Origin of the sequence: Lacrimispora xylanisolvens, assembly GCF_002934545.1 — a bacterium.
In the GTDB taxonomy this organism is placed as follows: Bacteria; Bacillota; Clostridia; order Lachnospirales; family Lachnospiraceae; genus Lacrimispora; species Lacrimispora xylanisolvens.
In genome coordinates, this window is record NZ_PTJA01000012.1 from 85967 (window position 1) to 109645 (window position 23679).

The 23679-nt window shown below is 43.6% G+C and carries 20 protein-coding genes; 2 read left to right on the forward strand and 18 right to left on the reverse strand.

The annotated features are described in order from the left end of the window. Positions 1-33 precede the first annotated feature (33 nt). The gene (locus tag BXY41_RS19910) at positions 34-1275 is read right to left on the reverse strand and encodes a carboxylesterase family protein (RefSeq protein WP_104438630.1); all 1242 of its coding nucleotides are present in this window, start codon (positions 1273-1275) and stop codon (positions 34-36) included. 361 nt (positions 1276-1636) lie between these two features. On the opposite strand from BXY41_RS19910, the gene BXY41_RS19915 reads away from it, so the two are divergent. Continuing rightward, entirely contained in the window at positions 1637-2560 is a 924-nt protein-coding gene (locus BXY41_RS19915) for a LysR family transcriptional regulator (RefSeq protein WP_341457868.1), read from the forward strand. A gap of 113 nt (positions 2561-2673) precedes the next feature. Further along, complete coding sequence (locus BXY41_RS19920) at positions 2674-4671, forward strand: oxidoreductase (protein ID WP_104438631.1); 1998 nt, start codon at positions 2674-2676, stop codon at positions 4669-4671. Between the two features lie 93 nt (positions 4672-4764). Here the strand turns inward: BXY41_RS19920 and BXY41_RS19925 are convergent, their stop codons facing one another. The 17 genes from BXY41_RS19925 to BXY41_RS20005 form a co-directional block, all read right to left on the reverse strand. Beyond that, positions 4765-6114 (reverse strand): hypothetical protein, encoded by a 1350-nt coding sequence (locus tag BXY41_RS19925; RefSeq protein ID WP_104438632.1) that lies wholly within the window; start codon positions 6112-6114, stop codon positions 4765-4767. 139 nt (positions 6115-6253) lie between these two features. Beyond that, positions 6254-7456 carry an MFS transporter gene (locus BXY41_RS19930; RefSeq protein ID WP_104438633.1) on the reverse strand — a complete coding sequence of 401 codons (1203 nt, stop codon included), beginning with the start codon at positions 7454-7456 and terminating at the stop codon, positions 6254-6256. A 17-nt stretch (positions 7457-7473) separates the two neighbouring features. Then, on the reverse strand, positions 7474-8343 hold the full coding sequence (gene aroE, locus BXY41_RS19935) for a shikimate dehydrogenase (RefSeq protein WP_104438634.1): 870 nt from the start codon (positions 8341-8343) through the stop codon (positions 7474-7476). Positions 8344-8360: 17 nt separating this feature from the next. Then, positions 8361-10283: an oxidoreductase gene (locus tag BXY41_RS19940; RefSeq protein ID WP_104438635.1), complete on the reverse strand. Its 1923-nt coding sequence runs from the start codon at positions 10281-10283 to the stop codon at positions 8361-8363. A gap of 14 nt (positions 10284-10297) precedes the next feature. Continuing rightward, on the reverse strand, positions 10298-11134 hold the full coding sequence (locus BXY41_RS19945; protein WP_104438636.1) for a sugar phosphate isomerase/epimerase family protein: 837 nt from the start codon (positions 11132-11134) through the stop codon (positions 10298-10300). 173 nt (positions 11135-11307) lie between these two features. Further along, a complete protein-coding gene (locus BXY41_RS19950; protein ID WP_104438637.1) occupies positions 11308-11673 on the reverse strand; it encodes a DUF4180 domain-containing protein in 366 nt (121 codons plus the stop codon). 5 nt (positions 11674-11678) lie between these two features. Next, complete coding sequence (locus BXY41_RS19955) at positions 11679-12524, reverse strand: alpha/beta fold hydrolase (RefSeq protein WP_104438743.1); 846 nt, start codon at positions 12522-12524, stop codon at positions 11679-11681. A gap of 1 nt (position 12525) precedes the next feature. Continuing rightward, complete coding sequence (locus tag BXY41_RS19960) at positions 12526-13008, reverse strand: helix-turn-helix domain-containing protein (RefSeq protein WP_104438638.1); 483 nt, start codon at positions 13006-13008, stop codon at positions 12526-12528. A gap of 268 nt (positions 13009-13276) precedes the next feature. Next, entirely contained in the window at positions 13277-15418 is a 2142-nt protein-coding gene (locus tag BXY41_RS19965) for a glycoside hydrolase family 95 protein (protein WP_104438639.1), read from the reverse strand. Between the two features lie 32 nt (positions 15419-15450). Next, positions 15451-16623 (reverse strand): efflux RND transporter periplasmic adaptor subunit, encoded by a 1173-nt coding sequence (locus BXY41_RS19970; RefSeq protein WP_104438640.1) that lies wholly within the window; start codon positions 16621-16623, stop codon positions 15451-15453. 22 nt (positions 16624-16645) lie between these two features. After that, the gene (locus BXY41_RS19975) at positions 16646-17326 is read right to left on the reverse strand and encodes an efflux RND transporter periplasmic adaptor subunit (protein ID WP_104438641.1); all 681 of its coding nucleotides are present in this window, start codon (positions 17324-17326) and stop codon (positions 16646-16648) included. Between the two features lie 14 nt (positions 17327-17340). Then, positions 17341-19182 carry an ABC transporter ATP-binding protein gene (locus BXY41_RS19980; RefSeq protein WP_104438642.1) on the reverse strand — a complete coding sequence of 614 codons (1842 nt, stop codon included), beginning with the start codon at positions 19180-19182 and terminating at the stop codon, positions 17341-17343. Beyond that, the gene (locus BXY41_RS19985) at positions 19179-20909 is read right to left on the reverse strand and encodes an ABC transporter ATP-binding protein (protein ID WP_432765526.1); all 1731 of its coding nucleotides are present in this window, start codon (positions 20907-20909) and stop codon (positions 19179-19181) included. Before BXY41_RS19985 ends, BXY41_RS19980 begins: the two co-directional genes overlap by 4 nt. A 24-nt stretch (positions 20910-20933) precedes the next feature. Next, on the reverse strand, positions 20934-21431 hold the full coding sequence (locus BXY41_RS19990) for a MarR family winged helix-turn-helix transcriptional regulator (protein ID WP_104438643.1): 498 nt from the start codon (positions 21429-21431) through the stop codon (positions 20934-20936). Positions 21432-21602: 171 nt separating this feature from the next. Next, positions 21603-21905 carry a DUF3892 domain-containing protein gene (locus tag BXY41_RS19995; protein WP_104438644.1) on the reverse strand — a complete coding sequence of 101 codons (303 nt, stop codon included), beginning with the start codon at positions 21903-21905 and terminating at the stop codon, positions 21603-21605. Between the two features lie 74 nt (positions 21906-21979). After that, positions 21980-22801: a carbohydrate ABC transporter permease gene (locus BXY41_RS20000; RefSeq protein ID WP_242980264.1), complete on the reverse strand. Its 822-nt coding sequence runs from the start codon at positions 22799-22801 to the stop codon at positions 21980-21982. After that, positions 22798-23679, reverse strand: coding sequence for a carbohydrate ABC transporter permease (locus BXY41_RS20005; RefSeq protein ID WP_104438645.1), 882 nt, complete (start codon positions 23677-23679; stop codon positions 22798-22800). The genes BXY41_RS20000 and BXY41_RS20005 overlap by 4 nt, the downstream gene beginning before the upstream one ends.

A 23679-nucleotide genomic window follows, 5' to 3' on the forward strand; every position in this document is an offset into this window, starting at 1 on the left:
CTCCTTTTTATAGTTAGTAAGGTTTCATCCTTACTACTTTTTCTGCTTGTAAACCCAGTCCATGATTTCTCTGCTTTTTAATGCAGGAACCCAGGAACTATGGTATATCATCTGCCCCGCCTGTTTCATTTCTTCATCACTGTACATGGTAATTCTATTATTTTCGGCTCCTTTATCCTTTAATACCTGATACAAAATTTTGGAAGTATAGCTGGTACATACCGGATCATTTTCCGCCTGTACAAACCACATGGGAACATTGGTTATATCAGGATGACTTATTAAATCAGAGATATCCTGATAGCATTTTTGATAGTCCTGCTCTGTAAGAGCCAGACTGCCATCAAACTTATATGCAAGTCCATAGGGCCTGGATATAGGTATTAAGGTATCCTTTGCACATATAGGAAGGGCTGCTGCGAAAAAGTCAGGATACTGCATAACAAAACGCAAAACTGCACCGCCTCCTGACGAAGCCCCGCTGATATAAACCCGCTTTGAGTCAATCTTCCCCTTATTGATCAGATCCTGAATAAACTCGTGTATCACATCATTATAATCCTGCATTTTCTTAAGCTGGTCCGGTTCTTCTGAGATCCCAAAACTGTAGTTTTCCGGAAACTGAAAGGAAAGAACCGCTGTCTGGTATCCGTCCTCTATCCAGGAAACAGCTCCCCTGTTATTTAAAATATTAGCTCCTTCAAAGGAGGATGAAAGGACTTCCCCACCTCCATGTTCCCACAGCATAAGCGGCACTTTTGCAGAGCCGGCAGGCATATAAAGCCAATAGGGAAGTTCCACTCCGTTGCTGCCTTTAAAGGTTCCTTTCACAAAATCATCTGCTGTTCTTGTTTTAATCTGAAAGGAATCTCCCTTCTTTAAGTCCAGCCCATCAATGGTACTGTTAATGGAAAAGTCATAATGGGTCGGCTGCATTTTTTCATCGTATACCGTTTTACCAAGATATCGAAACGGATCCACGTAAAGTTTTACATTGTTACCCATTATCTTAATATCATTGACCTGATAGCGTTCACTCCCAATTGTTATGTTAAAATCATCGGGTGCAATGCTGCCTAACGCCGAAATGTCCCTGAGCTGATAGGTGATGGACTGTACCTCCTGACCATCATCTCCCACATATGTATGGAGAGTGACATTCTCCACCGTAACTGCCTTATCAGATGCACTTGCAACAGTTATAAATGCAGTACCGCTCAGCATCAGCACCATAGATAAAAGCAGACATCTTCTGGTGAACTTGATCTTTTTCATGTATTTCCTCCTTTTAAAATTTGTTTATACTCATTACGGGATTGGCCTTCTCCCCAATGGTTCCTTGTTTAATAACCCATAAAAATAAAAAAACTGATCATACTTACACGTTGCTTAAGCAAACATGTAAATATCACCAGTCATGCCTGTATCTGCTGATACAGTAACACCTAGTTATTAATTTGTTTTTAAATCAATACACTCTTTATGAATTAAGTAAATGTTACCATATTTATCCAGTTATGTAAATACTTTTTGTGTATTTTTATATTTTAAATCCTGACTCAGGAAGAAATGCCCGATTTTATCAATTTTATGTTATAATTTCTTTATTATTACTATTTTGAGACACAGGCCGGCAATGGCCAGAAAAGGAATTACGGATGCCATGAACCTTTATCATTTACGCTATTTTGTTACACTTGCGCACCTGGAACACTATACTAAGGCTGCTGCACAGCTAAACACCACTCAGCCCAACTTAAGTTATGCCATTTCATCATTGGAAGCCGAGCTTGGCGTTTCTCTCTTTGAAAAAGACGGACGGAATATTGTCCTTACAAAATGCGGAAAGGATTTTTTATCTGATGTAGAACATTCTTTATCCATTCTGGATTCCGGAGTATTAAAAATGCAGCTGATTGGACGGGGAGAGGGTCTGATTGAGATCGGATTTTTAAGAACTCTGGGAATCAACTACATTCCCCTTACCCTTTCCAGCTTCTTAAAGACGGAGGATGGGGAAAATGCCGCCTTTCATTTTCATGACGGGATCACTGCAGATTTAATTCCCATGCTGAAAGATAAAACCTGTGATGTGGTTTTTTGTTCCTATGCAAAGAATGAACCGGATATTGAATTCGTTCCGGTCGCTGCCCAGGATCTGGTTCTTATCGTTCCCACAGACCATCCCTTGGCAGACCGGTCCGAAGCAGATCTTTCAGAAACACTGCCCTATCCCCAGATTTTTTTCCACTCAAGAAGCGGACTTCGTTCCATTGTGGACAACCTGTTTCAAAAAATAAACGCCACACCCAATATCGCATTGGAAATCGAGGAAGATCAGGTAATTGCAGGATTTGTTGCTGCAGGATTTGGAATTGCCATTGTCCCGGATATGTTTGAATTAAACCAGCTGTCTGTTAAAAAAATATCCATTAAAAACCCCAGTTGGGAGCGCCGCTTTTATATGGCTTATTTAAAAAATCAGTATCAGACACCAGTTGTCTCCCGCTTTATCCATTTTATAAAGGAAAACAGAGAAAATTATATGAAAAATCCATAAATATTTTTTATATATACCCACAAATTCATCAATTAGTTTTTTCATTCCCCAACGCTTATAATAGAAGGAGAATCTAAGATCACTTTTATTTATATTGAAAAGGGAGAAATTATATGAAATCCAAATATTCACAGCTTTTTAGTCCTTTAACTGTTAAAAATATGACAATCAAAAACAGGATTGCCATGATGCCCATGGGAACCAACTATGGTGAGCAGAATGGAGAAATGAGTTTTCTGCATATCAATTATTACAGGCAGAGAGCAATGGGCGGAACAGGGCTGATTATCGTGGAAAATGCCAACGTAGATTACCCGTCAGGCTCCAATGGAACCACCCAGATCCGAATTGATCATGACAATTATATTCCCCGTTATTATAAGCTCTGTGAAGAACTTCATAAGCAGGGAGCCTGTGCTGCCATACAGATCAATCATGCGGGAGCTTCCGCACAGTCTGCAAGAACCAACATGCAGCCAGTATCTGCATCTGATATCCCTTCTAAGACAGGCGGTGAATTACCACGCCCCCTAAGCAGGAAAGAAATTGATGATATCGTGATCAAATTCGGACAGGCAGCCAGACGGGCTCAGATCGCCGGATTTGATGCAGTTGAAATCCACGCAGGCCACTCCTATTTACTCAGTCAGTTTCTCTCCCCTCTCACCAATGACCGGACAGATGAATTCGGCGGCTCTGCAAAAAACCGCGCACGCTTTCCACGGATGGTTTTTGAGGAAGTACGCAGACAAGTGGGATCTATGTATCCCATCCTGGCAAGAATCAGTGCTGACGAACTTTTAGAGGGTGGAAACACGTTGGAAGACACATTGGATTACTTACAGTACTTTGATGAATTTGTAGATATCTATGATGTATCCTGCGGTTTAAACGGTTCCATTCAGTTTCAGATTGATGCCAATTACCTAAAGGATGGCTGGCGCTCCTATATGGCAAGGGCAGTAAAAGACCGGTATCACAAGCCATGTATTACCATGGGAAACATACGAAATCCCCAGATCGCTGAAGAAATCCTTCTAAAAGGAGATGCCGATTTAATTGGAATCGGAAGAGGTCTGATTGCTGATCCCTCCTGGGCAAACAAAGCCTATGCCGGCAGAGAAGCGTTTATTAATAAATGTATCTCCTGTAACATCGGCTGTGCAGGAAACCGCATCGGCATCAACCGCCCCATCCGCTGTACTGTTAATCCCAGTGTGAATGAAGGGGAATCCTATGAGAAGAACAAAGTAAAGAAACCCTGCAATGTGGTTGTAATCGGAGGTGGAACGGCAGGTCTAGAGGCCGCCTGCACTGCAGCAGAGGTAGGATGCAATGTTTTTCTTATCGAAAAAAAGGATTACCTGGGTGGACTGGCAGCCGAGATCTCCAGAATTCCCGATAAGGTAAGGCTGAATGATTTCCCAACTTACTTAATTAACCGTGCGAAAAATCTTCATAACCTGTATCTTTTTACTGGAGAAGATGCTGTAGTGGATCGGGTGAAACGTCTGAATCCGGATATTATCGTAAACGCCACCGGCTCCAACCCTCTTCTTCCACCCATTAAGGGACTCTTTGATTACATAGACAAAGAGGACAGCCACATTTCTTCCATAACCGGTATGATCGGACACATTCCTGATTATCCCAATGATCTGACTGGGAAACAGGTGGTGGTGGTAGGCGGAGGTGCCGTTGGTCTTGATGTGGTGGAATATATGGCACCAAGAGGTGCAAAGGTATTCATCGTGGAAATGATGCCGGATATCGGAAAAGACTTGGATCCAGTTTCAAAAAGCGGAATCAATGCAATGATGAAAAAATATGAAGTGGTCCAGTTAACAGGAGCCACACTGACTGAAGTCAGAGAGTCTTCTTTCCTCATCAGCCAGGACGGGACGGAAACAGAGCTTCCCTTTGACTATGGCTTTGTCTGCCTTGGCATGAGAGCCAACACGCCGGTCATCAATGATCTGCATCAGGCATTTGATGATACTGATGCCGAGATCATCAACATTGGAGACAGCGTCCGGGCGCGAAGAATCATAGACGGAATTCAGGAAGGACGGAACCTGTTAAATACATTGGAACGCAAAGATTTTCTGTAAACAGCGGATCCATTATTAATTACACAGGAGAAGAAGGCGCTGATCGGTAACGAATCAGCGCCTTCTTCTCCTGTGTCAGAGTTTTACCGTTTTCTATTCAATTACTGTTCTTTTTTTCACTCCCGGAATGCTCCAGTTGCTCAGGACAATGTTAAGCCCAAATCCCACCAAAAGAGCCCAGGCAGAGCCCTGCATGGCAAGAACCACTGCCATAATGGCTGCGATGCTTTTATCAAGATCTGTCTCACAGTATTCCATGCCAATTCTTCCGCAGACAAATGCCTGGAATATCAGAGTGATTCCTGCGCCAACGGGAAATACCGGTTTTAATAGTGTAACAACAGGAATGCAGATAACACTGATTAAAGTTCCAAGGCGGAAGGAGCCCATTGCACCAAGAAGAGATTTCATTGCCTCTTTTCCCTCCTTGTAACGGATGCTCACTGAAACGGTCATTCCCACCCACAAAGGTCCTGCCAGCGGGGGAAACGGAGCAAAGATGGCAAGAATTATATTTCTGACTCCGCTGATTAAATTGGATCTGCTGGAATTAAAATCAATGATTTCATCGTCCCGTTCTGCCTTTGCTTCTTCAATCAGACTCTCAGACGTAACAAAATCTCCGAATGCGATTACATAGCAGATCAGGGCAAGAGGAAGTGCACTTAGAAACATCCGGATTCCCGGAAAACCCACTCCAAACACTCCTACACTTTTAAGCATTTCTTTAAACATGGGGATTTTAATAAATGTACCAATTTCCACGTGAGGCATGGCAAGCTCACCTGCTGCGATTCCGATTACCATGGCAATCAGATAGGGAAATAAGTTTCCGTACTGGGCAATGATATCAAGGACTTTGTATTTTTTCCGCTTTTCCTGATAAGAGGAGGAGAAGCTGATAATTGCCAGGAGCAAAGCACCTGCTCCGACTGCTACCGGAAAATTTCTAAGCTGCCCGTTTGGAGAAAGCTGCCCCTGTAAAACCGTGATGGGAGTTGCCATTAAGATTCCCCCCTTGATAGACGGGGGAATGTTTTTAATAAAGCTCTCAGCCAGTTTTGTCACTCCCATAAATATAAAAACCACACCAACCAGCAGCTGCAGGGCAATCATTGCCTGAATCCTCTCCGCCCCCATTTCATATGAAGTTAAATAAGCCAGCGTCAGAGGCAAAGTTGCTGTTATCCAGCCAGGAATCACAGGATCGCCCAGGTTTGCATGGAGTATGTATAAAAATGCTTCCAGAATAATGCAGCTCCACGCCAGTTCATATGGAAGTCCTAAATATTCTGTCATATATGGGATCGCGCTGAGAGCGGTCGCTCCTACGATCAATCCCTGAATAAATTCTACCTTTTCCAGTTTATAATGGATAAAAGGAATTCTCAGTTTAAAAATCCCCATTGGAATAAATGCCAGTTCTTTCTTCTCCGAAATCATATGACCTCCTGTATTTTGTTATTTTTTTAACATTTTAGGTTAAAAAAAGAATGTGTCTGAAATTAAACACATACCTTTCATTTTTCAGGTTCTGTCAGGAACTGCCGCACTGCTGCCCCTGACAGAGTCTTTTTTATCTCTAACTTACTTTCTGTCTTTTCTCCATTACCTTTACAAAAACCGCAAGCATAACGCCAAGGAATGTGACACCTGCATTCAGTAGAAGGATCATTCTTGGTCCTTCGCTCCCTCCGATTCTCGTTAAATATCCTGCCAGAGACAAGATGGTGTAATTAGCCACAGAGGAGGCAATCATCACAAAGGAGGTTGCAGTTGCCTTATTCTCAGGGAAGAACTGAATGGTAGTTGCCACAGCAAGCTGAAGAACACCGCCTGCTCCTGCATATCCAATTACAAAACCCCCGATAATACAAATCTGCGGTGTTCTGATCCAATAGCACAAAAGCAGCATGACAGTGGAAACAGCCGGATATAAAATCAGAACCGTCTTCTCGCCTAACCCCTTTTTAATCAGAAATGCCGTTACGATAATTGCAACAGCCGTACCAGCTGCATAATAGGACTGAATCAGGGATGGATTGGTCATTCCATACAGCTGCCCCAGCTCTTTATTGCAGTTTAACCACAGCATAAATGTGGAGGAGCTGGTAAAGCCGATTAAGATTGCAGCTACGGAAACAGGCGTAAATTTCATTCGCTCCTGTTTGGTTTTTACACCATTTACCACCTTTTTCTCCCTTTCCGGGAATGGAAGCAACAGGATTAATAAGCCGTCTGCCAGAATCGCTGCTCCGCAGATGATAAACAGTGTGGTGTATGGAAGTCCTGCATTCCCTACCAAAAGAATGAAAAAAGGCAGGAGAAACTGGCTGACACACATAGAGAATTTCGTAAACATGTTGGCTATGGAACCGTTATTTACAAAGATCTCCATGCAGGTTGGGCTGACACAGGTATCTAAAAAGGAATTTGCCGCTCCTCCAAGAATGGCAAAGCAATAGGCTGCTGCCATGTTAGGTGACAGGATAATTCCTGCAAAGAATATGACATATAATCCCACCCCGATGAGTCCGCTTAACTTTCTTCCATAGCGGTCTGAAAATGGTCCGGCCACAAAATGTGCCAGCAGCCTTCCAAGCCCAAGAGCTGCAATAACGGTCACAACCGTGCTTACATCATAGCTTCCGTCAGCCAGCTGTCCGGCACCCCAGGCCCTGGCAAAATTCGTCTTATACTGGCTCAGTATGGAAGCTCCGATTCCATGGATAAAAAAAGAAAAGTATAAGGCAAAAGCAGTCGGATAGTATCTTTTGTTATTCATCTATAACTCTCTTTCTGTTAGCGAAAGAGCAGATCCTTTACACCTTCCACAGGCATTTCCTGTCCTGTATAAAGCTTAAAGGCCGCTGCCCCCTGCCAGACAAGCATTCCCTGCCCGTCAATGCAGGTACAGCCTGCTTCTCTGGCTTCTCTCAGCATTTTCGTTTCTTTTGGATTATAAACCGCATCTGTCACTACAAGACCCGGGTAAAACATGGTTACATCCTTTACCACGCTCTCATTGTCCATAGGCTTCATCCCTACAATCGTCGCATTGGCAAAAATGTCACTGGTTTTCATTTCTTCTCTCATGGTTTCCATGTCAGCAATGTCAAATACGCTGACTGTACAGCCAGGTCTTTCCTGTCTGATTTTTTCTGCTGTTTCCAGAGTTCTTTCAAAGAATGCATCCTTAATATTAAAAATGGAGATTTCCCTTGCTCCTTCTAAGGCACACTGCACCTGTATGGCAGTCGCTGCGCCTCCGCCTCCGCATATGGTAATCTTCTTATCTTTTATTTCAACGCCATGATCCCTTAAATTATCCACAAATCCCTGTCCGTCTGTTATATGCCCGATCAGCTTTCCGTCTTCATTTACAATGGTGTTGACAGCGCCAATAATACGGGCTGCATCAGACAGCTCATCCATGTATTTTAATGCTTCCGTTTTGCAGGGCATGGTTACGTTGCAGCCTCTCATCTTTAAGGTTTTTACGGCCTCAACTGCCTTTTCTACCTCTTCTACCTTGATATCAAAAGCAAGATATGCATAGTCCAGTCCCAGCTTTTCAAAGCTGTAATTATACATAGCGGGGGAACCGGAATGTCCTACCGGTGAGCCAATTAATCCCATTAAACCTGTTCTTCCAGAAATTCTCTTATCCATATTTGCTCTCCTTATTATCAGATATTTTTTGCTGCCTCGTATGCTTCTCTTGTGGCATCCAGCGCTCTTCTTGCTTTCACTGCATCACCGATAACATACACTTCTTTTGCCAGCTTGTCAACATCTTCTCCAAATGGATTGTAATTCCGATACCCCATGGCAAGAACCACTGAGTCAAATCCGTTTATGCAATTATGGGTGCCGTCTTCCAAAGTATAGGACACTCCGTCCTGATGAAATTCACTGACTTTTGCACCGGTTATGGTAGTAATATGGTAATCACTGAAATCCTTCATTAAATATTTCCGGTGTTCACTGATCACATCTGCTCCTATCTTATCCCTCAGTTCAATCACGGTGACCTCATGCTCTGCTTCTCCAAGAAACGCCGCCAGCTCCGATCCAACCATTCCGCCGCCTACAACCAGTACCCTCTGTCCGCACTGTGCTTCCCCTGAAAGCACATCATCTCCGGAAAGAACGGAGGAATCGGTGATTCCCGGTATCGGGAGAATGAGAGGGCTGGCACCGGTTGCAACAATGACAGCGTCGGGAGCGTTTTCCTCTATATAGTCTTTTGTTACCTCAATGCCGGTTAGAAGCGTTACATTTGCCTTTTGACAGAGTACGATGTAATTTCGCACCATACCCACGATGTCACCTTTTCCCGGCGGATAGGCTGCAAGGCGCATGTTGCCTCCTAACACCTCTTTCTTTTCGCAAAGAGTCACCTCATGGCCTCTCAGTGCGGCAATGTAAGCAGCATAGAGCCCCCCAACACCTCCGCCAATCACCAGAACCTTTTTCTTAACTGCCGCAGCTTCCAGTTCTGTTTCTCTGCCTGTTCTTGGATTTACCAGACATTCGATGGGTTTTCCCTGAAACATATTGGCTACACAGCCCTGTAGACAGGCAATGCACGGTGTCAACGTTTCCATTTCTCCCTTAAATGCCTTTACCGGCAGCTCCGGATCAGCAATGCTCTGACGTCCAAATGCCACAAGGTCGGTTCTTCCCTCTTTCACCATGAGTTCTGCATAATAAGGCTCTGTAAAACGTCCTACCATAATAACCGGAATCTGAACAGCCTTTTTAATTTCAGTAACATAATCCGCATTAAATCCTCCATGGATACAGGTTGGTGCCCACATAAACTCATCACGGATATGGACTGCCCTGGATACATGAATGGCATCAGCGCCACAGTTCTCTAAATATGAAGCTACTGTTGCTGCATCCTGTAAGGATATTCCGCCAAGTGTATCATCACTGCAGTTAATTCTGCAGATAATACCCAGGCTGTCTCCTGTCTTTTTCCTGATATTTTCCAGAATCAGCCGGGACAGGCGCATGCGGTTCTCAAAGTTTCCGCCGAATTCATCCACCCGTTTATTGGTTCTCTGGGATATAAAGCTGCTGACCAGATAGCCATGTGCCATATGTACTTCCACGCAGTCAAAGCCTGCCTTTTTAGCCCGAAGCGCGGCATCTCCATACTCCTCAATGAGAGCGTAGAGTTCCCTGGCTGTTATCTCCTTGGGAACATCCTTTCCTGTATGGCTGGCAATGGAGGTTGGCGCTTTTATGGGATATCCCGCCAGTTTTGCATTTCCTTCCGGACCTGCATGCTGAAGCTGAACAGATATTTTTGCCCCCCAGGCGTGAACGGCATCTGCCACCAGTCTAAAACTGGGTATCACACTGTCGTCATAAAGACAGGGTTTCCTTGGTCCCCCTTTTGCTGTCTTATCAATAACGGTTGCCTCTACGGTAACAAGGCCAAACCCTCCTTTTGCACGGGCTTCATAATAATCTCTGGAGCGGTCACTGAGGGTTCCGTCCCCATTTGCAAAATTATTTCCCATGGGAGGAACAACAAAACGGTTTTTAACCGTAACAGGACCGATGGTAACCGGTGTGAACATATTCTCAAATTTCACTGTATCTCTCCCCTTTAGTTGTCAAGTAGTTCCGGCCATACCTCTTTTAACACGCTGACAGCACCGGCATATGTCTCCTCAGCGGCAGCTTTTGCTCCCTTTGCAATATAGAAATCGGAAATAACTTCTACCCCTACAGCCTTTGGCAATACGCCGGCATCCTTTACCATTTTTATAAAACCGGCTGTATCGCCAAAACCGGTACCGGGTGCCAGTCTGTCATGCATGGATTCGTCCCTTAAGACAGAAGGGGCATATGCTCTGTCATGAACATCGTTGATCTGTATGGAGACAATGGCATCTCCCGGAACACCACAAAGATCAAAGGGCTGGTTTGCCCGGACCCAGTGCCAGGTGTCCAGTATGATTTTAGCATTGTCGCAGCCGCACATCGTAACCACTGCCCAAGCCTTTTTTAAATCAGGAATTCCGCTGTAGGGCATGGGTTCCACTCCGATGATGCGTTCCCCTGCCCTCTGGCAGAGTTCTTTTAACTTCTGTGCGGTATGTTCCACAGAGTAATTCTCCATGAGACCGCAGTTAATATGAGTGACATGAAATAAATCACACATATGGAAACAGATCTGCTCCTTATACATCTGTTCATAGCTTCTGTTCTCTTCTGCCCACATGGTGATGTATTCTACTTCTGTACAGGCAATCTGATACTTTTCCAAGATTGCCAGGATGTCCTGGTCGTGCAGTCCCTCTGCCAATGCATCCACATAGGTCTCTGCCCGAAGTCCAATTCCTTCATACCCCGCCTCTTTGGCAGCTTTCACACGTTCTTCAAACGAAATCTGATCTCCTAACGTCCAGGAACTGATTGTTATTGGGTGTTTCGCTGACATGATCCGCTCTCCTTTGATATTTCATAATGATTGTTAATTTCATAACATATTTTCATTATATATTGTTTTCTATTAGAAAACAAATTGATTGTTTTGCCTGAATCTATAAATATTTTATATGGATCAAGCAATAAAAAAGGATCCGTGCATCATTCGCATTGATCCTTTCCTTTTTACATTGCTGCCAGTTTATCAATTCCCTTTTGCAGATCTGAAACAAAGCAAAAATCTGAACCGTGATTGCTTTCATAGATAAAATCCTTAAGAGGCTTGCTGGTATAACCTGAAAAATCCCCGATCACTGCCATCTTCACACCGTAATTTACAAACTTCTGTAAGACCTCTCCGGCAAGCCGGGTACTAAGGCAAAAGAAATCTTCTGTAATGGCTTCCTTTGAAATCACGAATCTGCTGCTTCCGGACTCATATTTTACCTGCGCCATTAAATCAAGGGCTGAACCAACATCCTGAATTAACGGCTCTTCACCTGAAATCACTGCAATGGGAATTCCATTCTGGGTAACGATATCGATCTTCATAACTTTTAATCTCCTTTTAAAAAACTCATGATCTCTGGGGATAACCGGGTAATGGAATGCCCCTCCCGGGGTAAAACGTTAATTTGTGAATGGGGAAGCAGTTTATGAAGCCTGTCCGCAGTTTTATAAGAAGGAAGCATGATATCTTTTCCTCCCGCAAATAAAGCCACGGGCATGGAAAGTCTCTTAATTTCATCATCACGGAAAATTGGGATTTCTTCCATTCGATAGCGGAAGCCTTTCTTAATCAGCTTCTGAAGTGCCAGCATTCTCTCAGGCAGTTTCCTGCCTCCGTTTATTTTTATATAAAGTTTCTCTGTTCCTTTTTCTCCAAAAAACCCATAATACAGGGCAGTAAAGAGAAAGGATTTTTTAGCCGGACTGATTCCGGACGGAGCGATTAAAACCAGCTTTTCCACATATTCGGGGTAATGAATGGAAAACTTCACCGCCAGCCAGGCTCCCAGTGAGATACCAATTAAAATTACCTTCTCTATCTGAAGCGAATCTAAAACATCAGAAAGCCAGAGTGCATAGGCCTTGCCCTTCAGCGACTGCTGTCTCTCATCACTTTTCCCCGGTTCTCCTGGAATATCTGCGGCATATACCCGATATTCTTTTGCATAGCTTTTTATTTCTTCCAGCCACATTGCCGAATTCATTCCTGTACCATGAAGCAGAATCAGAGGCGGACATTCCTTATCACCTGCTACAATAAGATGAGTCTTACCAAAACGGGTCTCTACGACCTGTTCTTCGTGGGGAAATTTCCACTGTTCTATAAAGGAATCATATAAATCTAAAATCTCTTTCTTCCTCTCCTGGTTACGAAATCCGCTTTTCGCTTTCATATTATTCACCGTTCCCTTTCTCCTCCTCAGTCAGCAAGCCAACTGTATTTAACATCTCTTCCATAAATTTCAGCCCTCCCCAGAGGAAAATTCTCATTTTCTGCTCCCCTTCATAATATTTCATATTAATAGAAGCCTCCTGAAAATCTCCATTCCTGCCGTTCATAACTGCCAGAAGTAGATTTGATATTCTCATATACTGGTTCTTTGCAATATCTGCCAAATCAATAACGGAGGATACCTGACATCTGCCTCCTCTTAATATCTCCGGCTGCTTCAGTATGGTAAAAGAATCCGAAGATTCATTCTGCTCCGATGATTCCCGGCTCTGTACAAATAAATCCAGATCCTCCTGTGTTACCCTCCATTGCTTTCCCATCCTTGATGCGTTTAGTTTGCCGCTGTTTATAAAATTCCGTATGGTTTTATGATGCAGATTCAGCTTCTCCGCCACCTGGGTGATGGTATAATATTTCTCTTCCATGGTATTTTCCTTTTTTTATTAATATTTATTACATAAATTTTCGCATTGTACTTTATTGTACTTTTTTGAACTTTATTATACTTTAATGTATTTTATTGTACTTTGTTACCATGCATTTGTCAATACATACAGAACAGACAGCACTGGAAATTTGTTCCTTACATAAAAAAGTGTTCCCAGAAAGAAAAGCGAAAATCCTTTTTGCAGCAAAAAAAAAAACGCAGTTGCCGCCGGAATATACCGGCAGTGACTGCGTTCATGAATCGATTTAATATATTTTATAATCTTCTAATTTTCCATTGCTCCACTTGATATCTACTGTCTTACCATTTTTAATTCTGAGACCTCTTACGTAGCCATTCTCAAACTCAGCAGGAAGAGCCGGAAGTATCTTTACCTTGCCGCCCCGCTCCTGTACCAGCATGTTGGCGATTCCGGCAGTTCCTCCGAAATTACCATCGATCTGGAACGGCGGATGGGCACACCAGAGATTGTCATAAGAAGATCTGGTCAGAAGAGTCTTTAAATACTCATAAGCATGTCCGGAATCTTCCAGTGCGGCGAAGAGGTTGATAATCCAGGCACAACTCCAGCCGGTATATCCGCCTCCGTTTGCCAGACGCAGAAGCAGAGAGGTTTTGCATGCCTCTGTCAATTCTTCATCTCCTTCAAACAGCTCAGACGGAAACAATCCATACAAATGGGAAACATGGCGGTGGCCGGGCTCTGGCTCCTCAAATTCCTTATGCCACTCTAAAAGCTGACCTTTGCTTCCGATTTTAAAAGGAGTGAGTTTGCTCAGTCTTTCTGCAATTTCCGGTAATACTTCATCATCGATTCCTAAAATTTCACAGGTTTTTTCAAAGTTTCCAAAGACTTCCCGGATAATTTCCAGATCCATTGCTGTTGACATTGCCACTGCCACTGTGCTGTCTTCGCTGCCCGGAACTTTATATTTATTCTCAGGCGATGTGGATGGGCAGGTTACATACTGATCGTTATACAGATACAGCCAGTCAACCAGGAACAGAGCCGCTTCTTTTAAAATTGGATACACTGTCTCCTCAAGAAATTTCCGGTCCGGATTGTATTCATAATGCTTAAACAGCTCATTGGTTAACCATGCGCCGCCCATGGGCCACATAGACCAGGTAACGCTTTCCGGTTCTCCCTCTTTTTCTCCATGAGCCATTCCTACCGGGTTGGTGTTGCACCAGTAATCCGCGTTATGGTGATGTACAAAACCCCGGCACTGATAATGGACTTTGGCTGTTTTCTTTCCTTCCTCACAAATCCGTTTTACAAATTCAAAATAAGGCTCCAGGCACTCCTGTAAATTACAGCTTTGTGCAAGCCAGTAATTCATCTGAGCGTTGATGTTGGTCGTCCAGTTACAGCTCCAGGGAGCTCTTAACTGCCAGCTCCAGATTCCCTGCAGGTTAGCGGGAAGACTGCCCTCTCTGGAGGAACTGATCAGTAAGTATCTTCCATATTGGAAATAGAGACTGTATAGTGCATTGTCCTTTTCCCCGTCACGAAGCCGTTTCAGTCTTTCATTGGTGGGGATCTCTAACTGCTCTCCAAGGTAGAGCTCCGCTTTATCATAAATGGATTTATAATCACTGATATGCTGCTCTTTTAAGGTTTCATACGCTGCTAAATGGTCGAAAGCAGGCTCTTTCACTGCATAAAGTGCCAGAATCACCGTAGAAGCGCCAGTAATGCGAAGCCCTTCTTTTTCACCGGATACTTCTCCGTCACAGGAAAGAAGATGTAATCCAGCATGAAACTCCATTCCTTTTTCTCCCTGGATTACTGGATTCTTGCTGTAATCGATATAGGAAGGGTCTACATGCTCCGGACATTTTCCGCTGATCTTAATTCCATCTTTCTCATACTCTGCTTTAAATGGCACCTGGGATTCAAAAGAAATCAGCGTATTAATTGCCTTTTTGTCACAATCGAGCTTTATAAATAACGCTTTGGCAGGATAGCTTGCAAAGTATTCTCTGGAATAGCTTGCACCGTTTACCTTGTAGCTTACATTGCTGACTGACTGATCCAGATTCAGGACACGATTGTAATCCGATGTCTCCCCCTCATGATCAAAGTCCATGTACAGATTACCCAGAGGAAGATAGGATTCATTATATTCTCCCAGCATATGACTCCGGATTAATTCCTCTGCCTGTACGTACTCCTCCCGCTCCACCAGTCTGCGGCACTGTTCCAGATAAGGAAATGCATTATGATTGTTTTTGTCATGGCGGTAACCTGACCAGAGACTCTCCTCATTGAGCCCAAGACACTCTCTCTTAATACTTCCCCAAATCATGGCTCCCAGACTTCCGTTGCCGATTGGTAGGGTTTCTTCCCACTTACTCGCCGGTTCAGCGTAGAATAGCTTCATATTAAAATTTCCCCTTTTCCAGTTTTACCCTGTTACTTCACAGTCAATATACTGATTTTTTCTCCATCTGTCAATGGTTTACTGCTCTGTAAAATAACAAGGTCACCGGTGGAAAGTCCCTGGGTCACTTCAATATAAGCATTCTTTTTCTTTCCCAGTGTGACCGGAACTTTCACCGCACTGGTGTCAGCGGCTTTATAAACATAGGATCCCGTATCATCGGTCTGAACAGACTTGGCTGGAATATAGACAGATTTTTCTTCCTTATTATCGGAGAGCCGGATATCTGCCATAAGACCGATTGCGCTGTTTGTACTCTCCTCACCCAAAGTGACCGTCACAAGAAACATTCCGGTACTGGAATCACTGACTGCAGAGATATCACTGATACTGCCCTTTAAATTCTCCCCAAGAGTCTGAAGATTTACCTGTACCTCTGTTCCTGCTTTAACCTGATCAATATCCATGTCAGCAACTTTTATTTCCACTTTTTTACCGCTGTCATCGATTACAGTGGCGGCCTTGATCTGGGGTGAAACCGTCTGGCCTGCTTCCACGTTTATTTTTGTTACCAGACCTTTTATTGGTGATGATACCATACAGTCATCGTATCTTTTCTGGGCAATATTAAGGGTTGCCCTGGCACTTTCAAGCTGGGCTTTTGTCACCTCAGTGGTGGTCGTCTGGCTGTTCTGTGCTGCCTGAAGCTGAACCTGAGCCACATCCACCTGGGCCTTAGCTGCCTCATAGTCTGCCTGGGACACGTCACCGCTTTCATAAAGGACTTTTATCCGGTTAAAATTATTACTTGCTGTGGTGAATGTGATCTGGGCCGGCTTAACCACACTGTTTAACTGATTTGCTTTTTGTGCGCTGTCATAAGAAGCCTGGGCTGACTGGAAGCTGGCTTTTGCCTGCTCTAACTGCAGACTGGCATCCTGATTGTCGATCTGAAACAAGGGCGCACCCGCTTCCACATGGTCGCCTTCTTTGGCTAAGATCTGGGTCACCTTACCGCTTGCAACGGGAATAATATCAACACTGCTTAAAGCCTCAACTGTTCCCTGCCATACCATGGCAGATAAATCTTTTCCTTCTTTTGCTGCAGCAACTGTTACCTCTGTCTGTTTTCCAGCTCCCGCACAGCCTGCAAGAGCCGACGAAAGCATTGCTGTTACCATTAAAACTGCTGTTATCTTCTTCATCCGTTTTCTCCTTCTCAGACTATTATTTTAAATGAATTTTCACAGAAGCATTCATTCCAAAAACAAGAGGAAGATTCTGCTGATTTTCAATCGCTACCTTAATCGGTATCAGCTGTGTCACCTTTGTATAGTCGCCGCTGGTGGTAAAACTGGTTCCACCTGAAAAATAAGTCTGGGTTGCAGGATCGATCTCAATTACCTGCCCCTTAAACAGTTTTCCGGGATAGGCATCCAGTTTAATATCCACTTTCTGTCCCAGCTTTATCTTCATAATGTCTGTCTCTTCTACATTTACCCCGATATAAAGATCTGAGGTGTCTGCCACCACTGCCAGTTCAGAGCCCATGGCAACTGCCTGATTGGCAGCTCCCTCATTTTTTACTACGGTTCCGGTTATGGGTGATGTAATATAGGGAAGGGTCTCCTCACGTCCAAGCACCTGGTCCTGCTCCACCAGATCTCCATTTTCTACTTCCCAGGATAAAAGCTTTCCATTTGCTACAGCTTTTACCGAATACAGCTTTGCTGTCACTCTGGCATTGTCGGTTTTAAAATAATTTGTGCTTACGTAATAGAAATAACCTGCGGCTGCTCCTCCCAAAAGGATGACTGCCAGCAAAAGGGGAATGAGTACTTTTTTCAGTTTTCCTGATCCCTTACTGATCTCCTGGTCTTCAATATTAATGTGTTTGTTTTCCTGCATATCATTATCCTCCGCTATGATTGTTCTGCAAACTGGCTGTGATACAGATCGGAATAGAATCCTTTCTTTTCAAGCAATGTTTCGTGATTTCCCTGTTCAATGATATCGCCATCCTTCATAACCAGAATCATATCTGCATCCCGGATGGTGGAAAGACGATGGGCAATGACAAAGCTGGTTCTGTTTTTCATTAATTTATCCATGGCTCTCTGGATAAAGACCTCGGTCCGTGTATCAATGGAACTGGTTGCTTCATCAAGAATCAGGATTTTCGGGTCTGCCAGAATGGTCCTTGCAATGGTTAACAGCTGTTTCTGCCCCTGGGATAAGTTACTGGATTCTTCATTAATCACCATATGATAACCTCCCGGCAGAGTTCGTATAAATTCATCGCAATGAGCCGCTTTTGCCGCCGCTATCACTTCTTCATCTGTCTTATCAAAATTTCCGTAGCGGATGTTATCCATTACCGTGGCATTGTAAAGCCAGGTATCCTGAAGCACCATACCGAACATGGCACGTAAATCTCTTCTGGTAAATGTAAGGCTGTCATGGCCGTCAATCAGGATCTGCCCGGAATTAAGCTCGTAAAAACGCATGAGAAGCTTGACTATGGTAGTTTTTCCGGCTCCTGTAGGACCTACAATGGCAACCGTCTGCCCTGCCTCTACATTGGAAGAAAAATGATTGATAATCATGGTATCCGGCTGATAACCAAAACAGACCTTTTTAAATTCCACATTTCCATGAACCTCAGACAGTACGATTGGGCTTTCTGTCTCACTGACTTCATCTTCTTCATCTAAGAATTCAAATACACGTTCTGCTGCCGCAGCTGTTGACTGCAGAGTATTGGAAACGTTGGCAATCTGAGAGATTGGCTGCATGAAGGATCTCATGTACTGGATAAATGCCTGAACATCACCGATCTCAATTACCTTTTTCACCGTTAAATATCCGCCTAACAGACAGACACACACAAATCCAAGATTACCCACAAAAGACATAATGGGCATCATCATTCCCGACAGGAACTGGGATTTCCAAGCAGATCCATAGAGTTTATCGTTGATCAGCCGGAATTTCTCAATGGCTTCTTTCTCTCCGTTAAAAATCTGGACCACGTTATGGCCTGCATAAATTTCTTCAATATGACCATTTAGATTTCCCAGGCTTTTCTGCTGCTGGGAAAAATATTTCTGGGACTTTTTCACTACGGTAACGATTAATCCCATTGATATAAACAATACCAAAACTGCCACAAGAGTCATTCGTACGCTGATGGAAAGCATCATGGCTACGATACCGATTAAGGTGGTCACCGATGTGATCATCTGGGTCAGAGACTGATTTAACGTCTGGCTTACCGTATCCACATCGTTGGTAATTCTTGAAAGAATCTCTCCATGAGTTCTGGTATCGTAATAATTTAACGGAAGGCGGTTCATCTTTTCCGATATGTTTTTTCTCAGCTCATAGGTGATCTTCATGCTGACCCCTGACATAATGTAACTCTGCAGATAGGAAAAGAGAGCCGATACAAGATACAGCACTACTAAGAGCAGCAGCCGGTTTCTGATATAGCGGAAATCTGTAAGCAATCCGGTTCCCATGGCCCATGCCATCAGCCCTTCAAACAGCTTGGTGGTCGCTTTTCCTAAAACTTTAGGTCCTACAATGGAAAATACAGAGGAACAGCATGCAAACAGGATTACAACAATGACGGAAACCTTGTAATGTTTCAGATACCCGGCAAGGTGGAGCATGGTGCCTTTAAAATTCTTTGCTTTTTCAGTTTTCTGGCCAAGTCCGCCGCCCCGGCCCATGGGTCCGCCTGAGGATTTTTCTTCACTCATTTCAGTTCCTCCTCACTTAGCTGTGACAGCGCGATTTCCCGGTATACTTCACAGGTTTTCATCAGCTCCCGGTGTGGTCCTTTCCCGGCAATTCTGCCCTGATCCAGAACAATAATCTGATCCGCATTCATAATGGTACTGATTCGCTGTGCCACTAAAATGGTGACGCTGTCTTTTGTTTTATCTTTCAGCGCAGCCCGAAGCTTTGCATCGGTCTTAAAGTCCAGAGCGGAAAAGCTGTCGTCAAACACGTTAACCGGTGCTCGTTTAACCAGTGCTCTTGCAATGGAAAGGCGCTGCTTCTGACCGCCTGATACGTTCTGGCCTCCCTGGGCGATTTCTGTTAAAAAGCCCTCGGGCTTGGAATCAATGAATTCCTCTGCCTGAGCAGTTTTGGCTGCTTCTTCCACCACTTCTTTACTGGCTTCTCTGTCACCATATTTTAAATTGCTCTCGATTGTTCCGGAAAATAAGATTCCCTTCTGAGGCACAAATCCAATCATGTCTCTCAGCTTTTTTAAAGGCCAGTTTCTGATATCAATGCCGTCAATTAAGATTTCTCCCCCTGTCACATCGTAAAAACGGGGTAATAAGTTGACCAGTGTGCTTTTTCCGCTTCCAGTTGCTCCGATAAATGCAGTTGTCTGACCTGGCAGTGCTGTAAACGTAATATCGTGAAGAACCGCTTCATCGGCATCGGGATACTGAAAGGATACTCCCCGGTATTCCACAGTCCCTTTGGGTGTTTCAGAGATAACTGCAGCTACCTTGGGATCTGTGATGGTTGAATCAGTCGTCAGTATTTCAACCACTCTCTTTATGGATACAATGGCTCTTGGAATCATAATAAACATCATTGCCATCATTAAAAAAGCCATAATGATCTGCATGGCATACTGCATATATGCCATCATGTCTCCTACCTTCATCTTAAAGCTGGATACTGCCTTTGATCCTACCCAGACAATTAATAAGTTGGTCAGATTCATAATAAGCATCATGGCCGGCATCATGCCGGAGGTGACTCTGTTAACAAATAAATTTGTGTCTGTCAGCCTGGCATTCACCTTATCAAACCGCTTTTCCTCAAATCTCTGGGTATTAAATGCACGAATGACCAGAGTTCCGTCAAGGCTTTCCCTGACTACAAGGTTCAGCCGGTCGATTAACTTCTGCACATACTGAAACCTGGGCATTACCACCATCATCATGGAAAAAATCATCACAAGCAGTAATCCCACTGATAAGGCGATTATCCAGGACATTGACTTATCCTTTTCCAGGGCATGAATAACACCGCCGACTCCAAGTATGGGTGCATAAAACACGATACGGATCAGCATAACAATCAGCTGCTGGATCTGGGTAATATCATTGGTGGTTCTGGTGATTAACGAAGAAGTGGAATACTTCTCCATCTCCGCACTGGAAAAACTCTCAATTCTGGTAAATACATCCTGCCTTAAATTCCGGCAGATGCCTGCTGCCATTCTCGCACCGATCAGTCCCACGATTACGGTGCAGAACGCGCTTAAAAAGGCGATTCCCATCATTTGAAATCCGGCTTTGACTATGTACATCGTGTCTCCCGAAGTGATACCTTTGTTTACGATATCAGACATATAATCCGGAAGGGATAAATCACAGGCAGCCTGCCCGAACAGCAGCAGCATAACCGCTGCTAAGGATATCAAATGGGGTTTGAAATATCGGAAAAATACCTTCAAGTCAGTTCCCTCTTTTCTGTTTCATCAATCTGTCGTTTCGTCAATTTCTTCCGTCATATCATTCACTGCACGTTCCATCTGATCAATAAAGCGGTTCCATAATGTGATCAGCTGATCCATATCTTCCATTCCCATGCCTTCCACAACTCTTCCCACCAGCAGATTCACTTTCTCCAGGCACTTCTTTCTTACGAAATATCCCTTTTCCGTAAGCATGACATAAATATTCCTTCTGTTGTCAGGATCAATCTCCCTGGATATCAGTCCCCGCTTTTCCAGGGAATTTAAAGTCCGTGATGCAGAAGGTAAGACAATATCCATTTTTTTTGCCAGTGCCGATACATAAATGCCCTTTTGTTCCTGATCTCCGTTCGTTGCTTCATATATCTGCTGAATCGCAAACAGTTCAAGGCGGGTCAGTCCCTGGGACAGCAGGATTTTATCCACTTTTCTCCCTTTCCCCATCATGACAGCCAGGTGGGTTTTTACCTTTTTTATGTATTTTTCTTTTTCATCCAACAAAATTTTTATCCCCTTTTAATTACTTAATACTATTAACATTTACCAACGTTCATCATTCTACTCTTCTCCAGTTCCTGTGTCAATAAGTATTTTTTTTCCTTTCAGATTTTTAACACCGAAACGAAAAAAGGTCCAGGCCCTCAGAGGGCTGAACCTTTTTCAAACATTCTGTTAATTTTTTACAGATGGCAGATTACTTAAATTATTATTCTCTGTTCCGTCAGGAAGTGATTTTAAGTACTCATTGCCGTTTCTGGAAGCCACACCGACACCCTTTATCTCACCCTGTCTGGCAAGCATGACACCTTCTTCTTTATTCAGTGTTCTGCCGTCAGATAACTGGTATCCGGTTACCCGGCCGCTTTCTTTTACCAGCGCAACAATTTCCTTTGCATCTGCCTTGGGTGATGGGATATCATCAAGAGCCATCATGGCAAGTTCAGCTCCAGCACCTTTCGTCTTGTTTTCTGACATTGTTATTCGCCTCCTTCTAAACATGACCGTTCGTTTTTAGTGTTTCAATATTCTCCCGGATTATTCAGTACTAATTAGCCTTTCACAGCACCGGAGGTCATGCCTGATATAATATATTTTTGAAGAAGTAAATAAACTGCTGCCACCGGAAGGGTGGATAACACCACATTTGCAAAGACCAGCTGCCAGTCTGAGCTGTGATTTCCAAAGAAATTATAAACGGTCAAAGGCAATGTGTAATTTTTTGCACTGTTTAGGAAGTAAATGGATATTCCAAAATCATTCCACACAGCCATAAAATTAATGATAACTGCCGTAATCGTAACAGGCTGAAGCAGTGGAAATATAATTCTGAAAAAAAGCTCTGTCTGACCTGCTCCGTCGATCCAGGCAGATTCATCAATCTCCTGTGGAATACTTTTTATAAAGCCTGTGTATAAAAAAACGGTAAAAGACATGTTTGCTGCAATCAGTACAAAGACTGCCGCTGTCTCATGTGTCAGGTGAAGAAAATTGCAGACAAAATAAGTTGGTATGATCTGAAGAGGGAGTACCAGCCCGAAAATCACCGCCATATTCACCATGCGTGATAACACCGTTTTTCTTCTCTCTAATACAAATGCCATGGTAGAGCATAAAATGATCAGAAATAATACACAGATTACGGTTATTACGGTGCTGTTGACAAATCCCCGCAATATTCCTCCCTCTTTTATCATGTCGTGATAGTTTTTTAAAATCTGCCACTGGGTGGGAAGCATCATATTCATCTTAGCCGCTTCTGACTGATTTTTAAAGGAATTCATAATCACCATGTATACCGGAATCAGAATGAGGAATGCACACAGCCACAGCACCAGATTGAGAATACTTGTAAACAATCTGTTTTTTTTCACATCTCCACCTCCTTACCCGCTATATAACGGTAAGTTGGAAGTGCAATCCCTGCTATCACCAAAGCCAGAATCATACTGGCTGCACACCCTTCTCCAAATCTTCCCGCACCAAAGGACTTATATATCAGGGTTCCGAATACTTCTGTTGCTGAACCAGGACCTCCCTGAGTGGTTGCCTGTATCAGATCAAACACTTTTAAGCCACCGATAATACTTAAGATCAGAGCGTTGTTAAATGCAGGCAAGAGAAGAGGAAAGGTGATATAACGAAATTTAGTAAACTCTCCGGCTCCATCAATTTCAGCCGCCTCGTAAAAATCCTTTCCTATGGTCTGCATACCTGAGAGCAGTATTACCATGGTAAAACCGGACCATTTCCATATCTCAATTGCACATACAGAAAAGATTGCAACATGAGGGTCCGCCAGCCAGGATTTTGTTAAGGCAGAAAGACCGGCTGCACGAAGGAAGGCGTTAATAAGACCATTTGACGGATGCATCAGAGAGGAAAAAATCAGTCCTACTGCAACCGTGTTAATCACAGCCGGTAAGAAAAATATGGTTCTCAGTGCATTGGTAAACGCCAGCCTGCGGTTTAATGCGACTGCAAGTGACAATCCGATTCCCATTTTAAAAACAGTAGTAATTACTGCAAAAATAAACGAATTTGTAATTGCCCTTCTCATATTGGGCTGAGTAAAAACATCAATATAATTTTCCAGTCCGCCGAAACGGGCTGAGGACAAATCAAATCCCAGTATTCTGACAAACGACAGAACAAGGCCCAGTACGGCGGGAATTATAAAGAAGATCAGATAAAGGACCAGTCCCGGAATCGCAAGGGTATAGGAGTATCTCCTGCATTTTAATGAGTTCAT